Annotated in this window: 12 protein-coding genes; 7 read left to right on the top strand and 5 right to left on the bottom strand. The window is 61.1% G+C overall.

The genetic code is table 11. From position 1 onward, the window contains the following. Positions 1–6: 6 nt before the first annotated feature. The 3 genes from HKK54_RS25560 to HKK54_RS25550 all read left to right on the top strand — a co-directional run bounded on the left by HKK54_RS25560 (position 7) and on the right by HKK54_RS25550 (position 3,241). Positions 7–864, top strand: a complete 858-nt coding sequence (locus HKK54_RS25560; protein ID WP_169388244.1) for a CAP domain-containing protein — start codon at positions 7–9, stop codon at positions 862–864. Between the two features lie 140 nt (positions 865–1,004). Next, complete coding sequence (locus tag HKK54_RS25555) at positions 1,005–1,424, top strand: organic hydroperoxide resistance protein (protein ID WP_169388243.1); 420 nt, start codon at positions 1,005–1,007, stop codon at positions 1,422–1,424. Between the two features lie 140 nt (positions 1,425–1,564). Continuing rightward, positions 1,565–3,241, top strand: coding sequence for an ATP-binding protein (locus HKK54_RS25550; RefSeq protein WP_169388242.1), 1,677 nt, complete (start codon positions 1,565–1,567; stop codon positions 3,239–3,241). A 3-nt stretch (positions 3,242–3,244) separates the two neighbouring features. Here HKK54_RS25550 and HKK54_RS25545 read toward each other — a convergent pair whose 3' ends face one another. Beyond that, positions 3,245–4,372 carry a sensor domain-containing diguanylate cyclase gene (locus tag HKK54_RS25545; RefSeq protein WP_032881879.1) on the bottom strand — a complete coding sequence of 376 codons (1,128 nt, stop codon included), beginning with the start codon at positions 4,370–4,372 and terminating at the stop codon, positions 3,245–3,247. Between the two features lie 150 nt (positions 4,373–4,522). On the opposite strand from HKK54_RS25545, the gene HKK54_RS25540 reads away from it, so the two are divergent. From HKK54_RS25540 to HKK54_RS25525, 4 genes are all read left to right on the top strand, one after another. Further along, on the top strand, positions 4,523–5,050 hold the full coding sequence (locus tag HKK54_RS25540; protein WP_169388241.1) for a GNAT family N-acetyltransferase: 528 nt from the start codon (positions 4,523–4,525) through the stop codon (positions 5,048–5,050). Positions 5,051–5,183: 133 nt separating this feature from the next. Continuing rightward, positions 5,184–6,224: an alpha/beta fold hydrolase gene (locus tag HKK54_RS25535; RefSeq protein ID WP_169388240.1), complete on the top strand. Its 1,041-nt coding sequence runs from the start codon at positions 5,184–5,186 to the stop codon at positions 6,222–6,224. After that, the gene (locus HKK54_RS25530; protein WP_169388239.1) at positions 6,224–6,736 is read left to right on the top strand and encodes a cytochrome P460 family protein; all 513 of its coding nucleotides are present in this window, start codon (positions 6,224–6,226) and stop codon (positions 6,734–6,736) included. The genes HKK54_RS25535 and HKK54_RS25530 overlap by 1 nt, the downstream gene beginning before the upstream one ends. A gap of 111 nt (positions 6,737–6,847) precedes the next feature. Further along, positions 6,848–7,552: a hypothetical protein gene (locus HKK54_RS25525; RefSeq protein WP_169388238.1), complete on the top strand. Its 705-nt coding sequence runs from the start codon at positions 6,848–6,850 to the stop codon at positions 7,550–7,552. 19 nt (positions 7,553–7,571) lie between these two features. Here HKK54_RS25525 and HKK54_RS25520 read toward each other — a convergent pair whose 3' ends face one another. From HKK54_RS25520 to HKK54_RS25505, 4 genes are all read right to left on the bottom strand, one after another. Then, the gene (locus HKK54_RS25520) at positions 7,572–8,000 is read right to left on the bottom strand and encodes a TOBE domain-containing protein (RefSeq protein WP_010169682.1); all 429 of its coding nucleotides are present in this window, start codon (positions 7,998–8,000) and stop codon (positions 7,572–7,574) included. Positions 8,001–8,174: 174 nt separating this feature from the next. Further along, a complete protein-coding gene (locus HKK54_RS25515) occupies positions 8,175–9,584 on the bottom strand; it encodes an OprD family outer membrane porin (RefSeq protein WP_029615841.1) in 1,410 nt (469 codons plus the stop codon). A gap of 204 nt (positions 9,585–9,788) precedes the next feature. Continuing rightward, positions 9,789–11,198 carry an amino acid permease gene (locus HKK54_RS25510; protein ID WP_169388237.1) on the bottom strand — a complete coding sequence of 470 codons (1,410 nt, stop codon included), beginning with the start codon at positions 11,196–11,198 and terminating at the stop codon, positions 9,789–9,791. A 77-nt stretch (positions 11,199–11,275) separates the two neighbouring features. Continuing rightward, a complete protein-coding gene (locus HKK54_RS25505; RefSeq protein ID WP_169388236.1) occupies positions 11,276–12,310 on the bottom strand; it encodes a histone deacetylase family protein in 1,035 nt (344 codons plus the stop codon). Between the last annotated feature and the right edge of the window lie 42 nt (positions 12,311–12,352).

The raw sequence follows: 12,352 nt of genomic DNA, 5'->3' as shown, positions 1-12,352 counted from the left end.
ACGTCCATGCGCGTTCTGTCATTGATGATGGGTCTTACGACGCTGGCCGCCAGTCTGGTGTTCAGCGCCCAGGCGCAGGCGGGTGAAGAAAGCCTGTTGGTCGACTCGATCAATCAATATCGCAGCCAGGTTCAACGCTGCGGCAACCAGGGTTCCCAGGAATTGCCACCGCTGGCCAGCGACACCCGGCTGGTATTGCCCGTCAACAGCGTCGGCGACTTGCAACAGGCGCTGGCGCGGGCGGCCTACCCGATGGTCAACGTCCAGGCCATCAGCCTGTCCGGGCCCAAAAACGCCGACGCGGCGATGAAAGCCGTGCGCGAAAGTTTTTGCCGAGTGGTGCTCGACCCGCAATTCATTGATATCGGCGTGAGCAACAGCGGCCAGGACTGGCGCATCGTGCTCGCCCGCCCGCTGCTGACCAGCGGCCTGGGTGAGACCCAGACCGAAGGCAAGAAGGTGCTCGACCTGATCAACGCCGCCCGCCAGCAACCCCATCAGTGCGGCGGGCAGGCGTTTGCCGCCACCACGCCCCTGAGCTGGAACGAAGCGCTCGCCACCGCCGCCGCCGGCCACGCGCGCAACATGGCCAACGGCAACTTCTTCGATCACCTGGACCACGATGGCCGCACCCCGGGCGACCGGGCTGAACTGGCAGGCTACATCGGCCAGCAGATCGGCGAGAACATCGCCGCCGGCATGGACACCCCGCGCAAGGTGGTCGACGGCTGGCTGGCCAGCCCCGGGCACTGCGCCAACCTGATGAACCCGCAGTTCCGCGAAATGGGCGCCGCCTACGCCATGGACCCGAAGAGTGACGCGGGCATCTACTGGACGGGGTTGTTTGGCGTGCAGCAGCAATAACGGTTTGTATCCCAACGTATCTTCCCGGTGCGGCGACACACTGCGAGGTGCACGCCCCCTGGCGATGACACATTGCGGATACGCCGGCGCGGTTTCCTGTGCACACCGGCCCATCCCGGGCCACCTGCAAGGAAACCGTCATGTCCCAGAACAGCACCGTGCTCTACACCGGCAAAACCCACACCACTGGCGGGCGTGAAGGCGCGTCCCACAGCGATGACCTGCAACTGGACATCAAGCTGTCGCCACCCGGCTCAAAGGCGCCCGGCACCAACCCCGAGCAACTGTTCGGTGCCGGCTGGTCCGCCTGCTTTATCGGCGCGATGGGCAAGGCCGCACAAAGCCTGCAGATTCGCCTGCCAGCCGACACGGCCGTGAGCGCCGAAGTGGACCTGGTGAACAGCCCCGAAAATGGCTATTACCTGCAAGCCCGCCTGCGGGTCAGCCTGCCGGGTATCGAACACTCGGCGGCCCTGGCGCTGGTGGAACGTGCCCACCAGACGTGCCCGTATTCCAAGGCAACCCGCGGCAACATCGAGGTGGAAATCACCGTGGTCTGAAGGAGGTTTGCCGGGTGATTATTTGGCGGCGACATTAGATTGCCATCTAGTGGATAATCCCGCTGAACTGGCTGAATCCTGGGATGTCTGTAGCTTGGCATCCCTACTCAGCAAACCGTGGCAAAGAAGGCGTTCACCGAATGACAAACTGGCTGCAAGGCGGCGGCGAAATGGGCGAAAGGGTCCGGCATCACGACTGGGCCACTACGCCGCTGGGGCCGCTGGATCAATGGCCGGACGTGTTGAAGACCACTGTTGCCCTGTGCCTTGCCTCCAGTTTCCCCCAGGCGATCGTCTGGGGACCTTCGCTGATCACACTGTACAACGACGGCTTCATCCCGATTCTTGGCGACAAACCCGACGCACTCGGGCGACCTTTCAGCGAGATCTGGCAGGAAGCGTGGCCCGAGATCAGCCCGATCGCCAACGCCGCCTTCGCGGGTGAAGCCACCTTTATCGAAAATTTCCCGTTGCGGGTCGAACGCGGCGGCGCACCGGAGCAGGCGTACTTCACCTTTTGCTACAGCCCGATTCGCGACGTGCAAGGCAACGTGGTCGGCATGCTCGACACCGTGACCGAAACCACCGCCACCGTCGTACTGTCCCGTCGGCTGGCCGAGTTGAATGCGAGCCTGGAGCAGCGCGTCAACGAACGAACCACCCTGCTGACCCAGACCGAAGCCGCCTTGCGCCAATCGCAAAAACTCGAAGCCATCGGCCAGTTGACCGGCGGCGTGGCGCACGACTTCAACAACCTGCTGACCATCATTCGCTCCTCCGTCGACTTCCTGCGCATGCCTGCCTTGTCCGAAGAGCGTCGCCAGCGCTACATGAGCGCCGTCAGCGACACGGTGGAGCGGGCCGGCAAATTGACCAGCCAGTTGCTCGCGTTTGCGCGCCGCCAGCCACTGAACCCGGAAGTGTTCGATGCCGGGCAGCGGGTGAACAACATTGGCGAGATGCTCGAAACCGTCACTGGCGCGCGGATCAAGGTGCGGGTCGAGTTGCCCGGGCTGCCGTGTTACATCCGCGCCGACTCCAGCCAGTTTGAAACCGCGTTGATCAACATCGCCCTCAACGCCCGGGACGCCATGAACGGCCAGGGCACCCTGACCCTGAGCGTGGTTGCCGACCAAGCGCTGCCGAGCATCCGGGGTGACGCCGGTTCGCGCCAGGCGTTTATCGCGATTTCACTTACCGACACCGGCAGCGGGATTCCCGGCGACACTTTCGAGCGCATCTTCGAACCCTTCTTCACCACCAAGGAAGTCGGCAAGGGCACGGGCCTCGGGCTGTCCCAGGTGTTTGGCTTCGCCAAGCAATCGGGCGGTAACGTCGATGTGGCCAGCAAGGTTGGCCAGGGCACGGTGTTCACCCTGTACCTGCCGCAGGTGGTGCCTGAAGAAGGCGTTGAAAACCCCGCGCAGGAGGTTTGCGGGCTGGTCGCAGAAAGCGCTCAGCGCCACATTCTGGTGGTGGAAGACAACCTCGAAGTGGGCCGCTTTGCCAACCAGATTCTCCAGGACCTGGGGTACCAGACCACCTGGGCGACCAACGCCGAACAGGCGCTGGAGCTGGCCGGCGCGGATGCAATGGGGTTCGACGCGGTGTTTTCCGATGTGGTGATGCCCGGCATCACTGGCGTGGCACTGGCCAGGGAACTGCGCCGGCGCAGGCCCGGCCTGCCGGTGGTGCTGACTTCCGGCTACAGCGAGGAACTGGCGGAAAGCGGCTACGAAGGCCTGGTGTTCCTGCCCAAACCCTACTCGGCCGACCAGGTTTCACAGGTGCTGGCCAGGGCGTTGTTCAAGGGCTGAGCCCTACTCGGCCACGGCCACCTGATTGCGACCGAGGGCTTTGGCGCGGTACAGGGCCTTGTCGGCGGTGTTCATCAACCCGTGCAGGTCTTGATCCACCGCGCGGGCCCAGGCCACGCCAAGGCTGGCAGTGAGCCCATGAACCGGCTCGCTGGCCAGCCCGGCAATCGCCTTGATCAACTGCTCCGCGATGTCCCGCCCGGTCTCCAGGGACGTGTCCGGCAACAGCACCGCAAACTCCTCGCCGCCCAGCCGCCCGTACACGTCGGCCTGGCGAAACGACGCGCTGATCACCCCGCCGATCTGCCGCAGCACTTGGTCCCCGGCCTGGTGGCCGTAGGTGTCATTGATGTCCTTGAAGTGGTCCATGTCCATCATCAGCGCGCACAACGGCTGCTGATTATGCCGGCACTGTTCGTAGAGCAACTGCGCATGCTCGAAGAACGCCCGGCGGTTCATCAGGCCGGTGAGCTCGTCGGTTTGTGCGGCGCGGGTAGAAATATTGTGGGCACGTTCCATTTGCCGGGTCAGGCGAAAGGCCTTTTCCAGGGCGTCGGACAGCTTGCGCGTGGCGCCACCGACAAACGAGGAGAACACCAGCACCGCCAGCGCCATGCCGACTTGCATCGACGACGGTTGAAACAGCAGCCACACGGTGCACGGCAGCAACACCAGGCCCATGGAGACCAGGGTCATATAGCGATAGGCCGAATAACAGGAGACGGCGCTGACCGACATGCCCACCGTGAACAACATCACCAAGGCCTGGGAGAGTCGGTCATCAGTGGGCATCAGCGCCAGTGCGCCAAGCCCCCACACGCCGGCAGACAACATCAGCGTCACCCAGTAGCGCCGCTCCCAGCGCGCAGGGGTGCGATCACTGTTGGGGCAGCGAAACCAGGCCATGAACATCCAGACCCGCAGCAGTGAGGTCCCCGCCAGCACCACCAGCCAGACCAGCATTACCCGGTGATCAAAACGCTCCCAGCACAGCCAGCACAACATGGCGGCCGCCATATAACTGCCGAAAACCGCCGAAAATGACTGGCGAAACAGCTGATGCAATCGATCTGTTCGTACCTGCTCCTCGATGAAGCAATCCTGGTCCTGCCCACGCCCAAGGCCATTCATTTGGTCCGCCTGATCATACTGCTGCGACAAAGTGCCATTGTGGCATCCTGCCAGTAGCCCTAACAACTGAATCGAGCGTGCTAGAGCGCCGAAAGCAGGATAAATATAGGTGAACACCTTCTGTCTCGCCCCAAGGATCAAACGCCATCCATGAATACCTGCCCAATCACCACCCCACGCCTGATGCTCAGGCCCGTCACGGTCGACGATGCGGCCAGTGTATTCGCCATCTATGGCGATCCCGAGACCAACCGCTACAACCCGTCCGGCCCCTTGACCGACCCGGGTCAAGCCAGGGCCGCCCTGGATCGCTGGCTGAAACACTGGGCAGAACATGGCTTTGGCCAATGGGCGATTGCTACACAAGAGGCGCCGGAGTGCGTGATCGGCTTTGGGGGCATCACCTTGTACCCCTACAACGACGTTGAGCGAATCAACCTGGGCTACCGCTTTGCCGTCAGCGCCTGGGGCCAGGGCTTTGCAACAGAGCTTGCCAGGGCTGCGTTGCAATTTGGTTTTGTCGAACTGGACCAGCCGCAGGTGTACGGCGTGGTGCGTCCGGCGCATACAGCGTCAATCAAGGTGCTGGAGAAAATCGGCATGCAGCACATCGGCGAACTGGATGATGTGCCGGGGCAGGCGCCGAGCCTGGTGTACGTGGCCACCCGGCCCCTCTGAGCCGTGTATCGCAGTGTGTCCAAACACCCCTGCGATACAAAACCTTTAACCCAACCGTTTTCTCGAAACAGACGGGATACACAACTACGTTCAACTGTGAGCCAGGCACACAACCCGCCGCCGGAGACTCACCATGCACACACAGTTGAACACCCCACCCCGCCGCCTGATGGGCGCGTCGCTGCTGGCCTTTGCGCTGTTGCAGTTCGGTGCCTTCGGCGTAGCCCATGCACAGGACACGCCAGCACCTGCGGTTGCCAGCGCCAGTGCCCACGCCGCGCTCGGCCCGTTGAAGCATGTGAAGGCCGGCTTGCTGGAGGTGGCCTACGCCGAGGTCGGCCCGGCCGATGGCCCGGTGGTGATCCTGCTGCACGGCTGGCCCTACGACATTGACAGCTATTCCGAGGTAGCGCCGCTGCTGGCCGCCCAGGGCTACCGCGTGCTGGTGCCTTACGCCCGTGGCTACGGCGACACCCGTTTCCTCTCGGCAAAGACCCTGCGCAACGGCCAGCCGGCCGCACTTGCGGTCGACCTGATCGACTTCATGGACGCACTGAACATCAAGCAGGCCGTGCTCGGCGGCTACGACTGGGGCGCCCGCACCGCCGACATCGTCTCGGCGTTGTGGCCTGAGCGGGTCAAGGCGCTGGTGTCGGTCAGCGGCTACCTGATCGGCAACCAGGCCGCCGGCAAGAACCCCTTGCCGCCCAAGGCTGAGTTGCAGTGGTGGTACCAGTTCTACTTCGCCACCGATCGCGGCGCCGCCGGTTATGCAAAAAACACCCACGACTTCGCCAAGCTGATCTGGCAGATCGCCTCGCCGAAATGGGCGTTTGACGACGCCACCTTCGACCGCAGCGCCAAAGGCCTGGACAACCCCGACCACGTCGCTGTGTCGATCTTCAACTACCGCTGGCGCCTGGGCCTGGTCCAGGGCGAGAAGAGATATGCTGCGCTGGAACAGAAACTCGCCACCGCCCCGTCCATCAGCGTGCCCACCATCACGATGGAAGGCGACGCCAACGGCGCACCGCACCCGGCGGCGGAAGACTACGCCAAGCGCTTTACCGGCAAGTACGAGTACCGGCTGATCACCGGCGGCATTGGCCACAACCTGCCGCAGGAAGCGCCCCAAGCCTTTGCCAAGGCTGTGATTGATGCGGACCACTTGTGATGAAGCGCCTGCACCTTGCTGCACTCATCGCTGCGACAGCCGCCGTTGTGGCCACCGCTACCGGGGTCGCTTTTGGGGGCCCTGGTGGCACGAGCGAGCCTTCGCCGATCTACGGCGTGACGATTCCCGACGGCTACCGCCAATGGGAGCTGATCGCCCCGGCCCAGGAAGCCGACCCGCTGAATGAACTGCGGGTGGTGCTGGGCAACCAGGTCGCGCTCAAGGCTTATCGCGACGGCACGTTGCCCTTCCCTGACGGCACCGTGCTGGCCAAACTGGCCTGGAAACATGTGCAGTCGCCCGAGTCCAAGACCGCCTCGATTCCCGGCGCGGCAACCACCGTGCAGTTCATGGTCAAGGACTCAAAGAAATACGCAGCGACGGGAGGCTGGGGGTTTGGGCGGTTCATCAACGGCAAGCCGGCGGACCAGGCGCAGCATGAGACGTGCTTTGCCTGCCATCAGGCGTTGGTGAAGAACCATGATTATGTGTTCACGCGGCTGGCGCCTTGAAGCAATCCATTGCGGCGAGGGAAACGCGGTTTGATCTGCCTACCGTTTCCCTGTCATTCTGCGGCGCGATCTACTTGCCACTCAATACTTACGCCGCATGGAAGCCCGTCTATGTTTGTTTATCGCTGGAGCGCCCTGTTCCTCGGCTGCCTGCTGTCGCAGCTGTGCATTGCCAGCGCACTGCCTATCGACCCTCGCGGCGAGAGCCTGTATCAACAGGCCCTCCCGTACCTGCAACAAGCGAACGCCAAGATGGAAGCGGTGCCCGCCAACTTTCCCACGGCAAGTGCGCAGGAAAGAGAACGGGCGATGGTGCTGATGCAGGAAGCCGGCGAGTTACTCAAGCCAGCCGTTGCCCTGCTTGAGCAAGCAGCAGCGCTTGATCACCCGGTGGCGCAGCATCGCCTCGCGATGATCTACATCCTCTTGCTTTCGCCGACCGACGTGATCAAGGAAAAGGCTTGCCCGCTGATGGAAAGAAGCCTGGCTCAAGGCTTCGCACCGCCGGCACTGGGAATATCCTCCTTTTGTTGGGAATTCACCGATACACCCCAGTACAAAACTGCGCTGCTGGCGATTGAAGCCAGCGCGCCCCTGTATGAGGCGTACTTTCCACAACCGGTTGTGAAGCTCGAGTGCAAAAACGAAATGCCCCAAGGCATGGCGATGCAATGGGGCAGCAGTCGCGATTTTCAGGCTGAAACGTATCGACTGCTGGGAGACTACGACCGCGCAAGGCGCACGGAGTATTACCAGAAGGCGATTGAGATCAACGACTGCTACAAGGCAAAAAGACGCCTGGCGATGCGTTCGTAGTCGCAGGCGCGGCGGCTTATCAGGCCGGCACACCCAAAATGATATGGGACGCCTTGATCACCGCCGTGGCACTCACGCCCGGCTTCAGGCCCAACTCGGCCACCGCATCGCGGGTCACGATGGAAAACACCTTCGAGCCGCCCGCCAATTCGATCACAACCTCAGCATTTACCGCGCCGTCATTCACGCTCAGCACTTTGCCTTCCAGGCAGTTGCGGGCCGAGAGGCGGATGTCGCTGGACTCAGTCATCAACATCACCCACGGCGCCTTGATCAGCGCGACCGCTTCCTTGCCCACGGCGATGCCGAGGTTGCGGATGCTTTCCAGGGTCACCACGGCTACCAACTGCTCGCCGCCTGGCAGGGTCAACACGACTTCAGCGTTGACCGCGCCTTCCTGGACCTGGCTGACCTGGCCTTTGAATACGTTGCGTGCACTGACTTTCATGGGAACGGTCCTTTTCTTGACTTATAGGTTAGGAATTGCCGGGCATGATTAAACGCAGCGTTGTGTAAAAACAACTATAGCGCCCTGCTCTGCCGGCAAGCCGCTGAAAAAGTCCTGCCCAAAAAAAGGCCGCCTAACAGGCGGCCTTCATTTGGAGCATTTACCCGCGACTGATTAAAACAGCGCGTAGGTGTAGTTGAAGATCAGGCGGGTTTGATCCTGGTCGGCCGTGCCGGTGTTGTGGCCGTGGTAGCTACCGGTACGGAAGGTAGTACCGAAGCCTTTCAGCGGGCCCTCTTGCACGACGTAATCAAGACGGAAATCGGTTTCGCGTTCCGACTGATCGCTGCCACCAGCAACCTTGGCCTTGATGTCGCTGCCGTTGAGGTAAGCAACGGAGGCTTTCAGGCCTGGCACCAGGGTTCTGAAGTCATACAGGTACTGACCGAAATTGACTTGCTCGCCCGCACGGGAGAACTGGCCAACCACCGCATCCGTGAACAGGTAGAAGTCGGAGCCGGCCGCGCCTTGTGCAGTAGGGTCGGCGATGCTGCCCTGGTTGACCCACACGAAGCCACCGTCGTCACTCACGCCAATGTGGCCGAGCATCAACTGGCTGCCGCCCAACTGGTAGGTGAATGCAGCACTGTAGGTTTTGTTGTCGACTTCACCGGCGTGCTTGGCATAACCGCCGTTGTTGTTGAAGGCGTAGCCGGCCGAACCGTTTTTGCCGTCGCTGGTGCTGTCGAAATAGCGCAGGTCGGTCTTGAACGATTGGTCATTGCCCAACGGCAGTACGTGCACCAGGCCGAAGTAGTTCTGTTTGTAGAAGTCTTCCAGGTCAGCGTAGTAGTACTGCAACGTCAGGTTTTTAGCGATGGCGTTATCGGAAGAACCAAACGGCTGGTAGTCAACGCCGCCGAACCGGAAGCTGTCGCTGTCACGCGTGGCGCCGGCGACGCTCAGGCCAGTTGAGTTACTCGATGCACGACCTTCAGCCTTGTTCAACTCGCCGCCGGTGAAGGTGACGTTGGGAATGTCCTTGGAGGTCAGGATGCCGCCGTCAAAGGTTTGCGGCGCGGCACGGCTGTCGTTGGACACCAGGATCGGCAGGATCGGGGCCAGGCCACCGCCTACGTGCAATTCAGTCTGGGAAATACGGAATTTAACGTTGCCGGCTGCGCGACCGAAGCTGTCAGCAGGCTCGGTGCCGTTGTTCTTGACCGGAAAGAAACTGTTGCCGTTACCCGACAGGCCATTGCCCGCGGCGTGGCCATCGCCACCGTCCAGGCGCAAGGCGCCGAACGCCATCACGTCGAACCCGATGCCTACGGTGCCTTGGGTGTAACCGGATTTGTAGTCGAAACGCAGTACTTGAGCCGCTTCGCGCAGGTCATTCGCGGTGCCGGAGTGAACGTCGGCGTTGTAGTACATGGTGCGCGAACTGATCGATGAGTGGCTGTCTTCAAGAAAGCCACTGTGACCGTTACCTGTGCCGAGTGAGCCAAGACCAAAATCATCTGCGCAGGCTTGTTGTGCGAGGACAGCCGCGGTGATGGCCAAAGCTAATGTAGAGAGTTTCATTTACTGCGCCCCTATGAACATTATTTTTTTACTGTCCTTCGAGCGAATACCGTTGCGGCCCTGCAAACGCTGCGGATTGTGGCATGGGGCCTAGGGCGCAGAATGTGAAATTTTTGTCATGTAGCGATGAAAAAACCGTCACATAAAGGCCGTACAAGCCGGCCTTTTTTGAGGGCTGATTGCCGTTGAGTTGTATGACGACTGCTATGTCGCCGTGCGCTGATCAGGCTGGAGTCGGCTGCGAAAATGCGAGAAATGGTAGGCAACTGCCAGCCACACAAACCAGGCCGGCATCACGCAGAGTGCCAGGCGAGTGTCTGGGCGAAGTGCCAGTAGGCAAAGTACAAACGCCAGGAACCCAAGTGAAACCCAGGCCATCGGCACACCACCGGGCATTTTGTAGAGCGATTTTTCATGTAGCTGCGGGCACTTTTTCCGATAGGCGATGTAGGACGCCAGGATCGTCGACCAGGTAAAGATCACCAAAATCGCCGACACGGTTGAGACGATGGTAAAGGCGGTCATCACTTCCGGGACTATAAACAGCAGCAACAAGCCGAGCAGCATCAGGAAGGTGGTAAACGCCAGGCTGATAAACGGCACGCTATTGTTCGACAGTCGCCGAAAGATCCCCGGCGCATCTCCCAGGTCCGCCAGGCCAAACAACATGCGGCTGGCCGAGAACACCCCGCTGTTGGCCGACGAGGCCGCCGAGGTCAGCACCACGAAATTCACGATCCCGGCGGCAGCGGGAAACCCGGCCACCAGGAACAGCTCGACAAACGGACTTTTGCTGGGCGACACCTGCTGCCACGACGTCACGGCGATGATGCACGCCAGGGCCAGCACGTAAAACAGGATGATCCGCAGCGGAATCGAGTTGATCGCCTTGGGCAACGTCTTCTCCGGCGAGCGGGTTTCTGCTGCCGCCGTGCCGATCAGTTCCGTACCGGCGAACGAGAAGATCGCCATCTGGAACCCGGCAAAGAAGCCGAACAACCCATTGGGAAACGCCGCCTGTTTATCCAGCAAATGGTTCAGGGAGGCCGTGACGCCGGTGGGTGACACAAACGAACTGGCAATCAGCACCACGCTCACGCCGATCAAGGTCACCACGGCGATGATCTTGATGATCGCAAACCAGAACTCCACCTCACCAAACAGCCGCACCGTGAGCACATTCAAGGCAAACAGGGTCAGCAGCATCGCAATCGCCGGGATCCAGGCCGGCACGTCCGGGAACCAGTACTGGAAAAAACCGCCGACCACCACCGCATCCCCCACCACCGCAACGCTCCAGCTCAGCCAATACGACCAGCCGAGAAAAAACGCCGCACGCGGCCCCAGGTACGCACCGGCGAAGTCGGCGAAGCTTTTGAAGTTCAGGTTGGATAACAGCAGCTCGCCCATGGCGCGCATCACGAAATACACAAACAGCCCGATGATCATGTAGATCAGGATGATCGAGGTGCCGGACAGCGCAATGATCTTGCCCGAGCCCATGAACAGGCCGGTGCCAATCGCACCGCCCATGGCCATCAGTTGAATGTGTCGGTTGTTGAGGGTGCGTTGCAAAGCGGGCTTTTCAATAAGCCCGGGCGCGGTTGTTTTCATCACAAAACCTCTTGTTATGTTTTTGAGTTTTGGCAGAAAAAAGTCAGGCGGCTTTTATTGTTGGAATGGCGTCGGGATCAGGCGTGTTTGTTCTCGAAACCATGCAGCACATTGACGGCGTTGATGCCGATTTCATCGACCATGTAGCCGCCCTCCATCACAAACAGCGTGGGCACGCCGACGCTGGCGATGATCTCGCCGATGCCCAGGAAGTCGCGGCTTTCGAGGAGGAAATGGCTGATGGGGTCGTCCTTGAAAGTGTCGACGCCGAGGGAAATCACCAGCACTTGCGGCGAGAACTTTCTGAGTTGATTGCAGGCGTCGAGCAACGCTTCTTTATAGGTGGCCCAACCGGTGTTTTTCGCCAGCGGGTAATTCAGGTTGAACCCCTCGCCTGCCCCGGCGCCACGCTCGTCCCTGAAGCCCGAATAGTAGGGATACGACACGGACGGATCGCCATGCAGCGAGACGAACATCACGTCGCTGCGGTCGTAGAAAATGTTCTGCGTGCCATTGCCGTGGTGGAAGTCCACGTCCAGCACCGCGACACGCCTGGCCCCTTGGGTGATCGCCTGTTGCGCGGCGATGGCCGCGTTATTCAGGTAGCAATAACCGCCCATGTATTCCCGCGCCGCATGGTGGCCCGGTGGCCGGCACAGGGCGAAAGCACTGCTGTGGCCCTCGTCAATGACCGCCAGGCCGGTGAGCGCGATGTCGGCGCTGGTCTTCACCGCTTCCCAAGTGGTGCGGGTGATCGGCGAACCGGCGTCCATCGCGAAAAAGCCGAGTTTGCCGTCGATGAATGCCGGCACCTGGTCATTGGCCAAATCACGCACCGGCCACACCAGCGGCAACGCATCATGGGCACGGCCGATCGCGGTCCATTCGGCCCAGGCGGTTTCGAGGAAGGACACGTAGCGTTCGCTGTGGGCGTTGACGTAACAAGCCCGGTCGAACGTGCGCGGCACGATGATATCGCCCAGCCCCACGTGCTTGACCCGGTCACGCACCGTGTCGGCGCGGCTGGGTTGTTCAAAGGACGGCTTGAGCACGCCATCCTTGAGTTCGGTGCCATGGTGCAAACGATGAGAGTCGCTAAAAACAGTCAGCATGAAAAACATCCACCCGTAAAAGACAGGTGATTATTTTGTTCT

It is taken from the genome of Pseudomonas sp. ADAK13 (assembly GCF_012935715.1).
Lineage (GTDB): Bacteria > Pseudomonadota > Gammaproteobacteria > Pseudomonadales > Pseudomonadaceae > Aquipseudomonas.
This window is presented reverse-complemented; position numbering and strand designations above follow the sequence as displayed.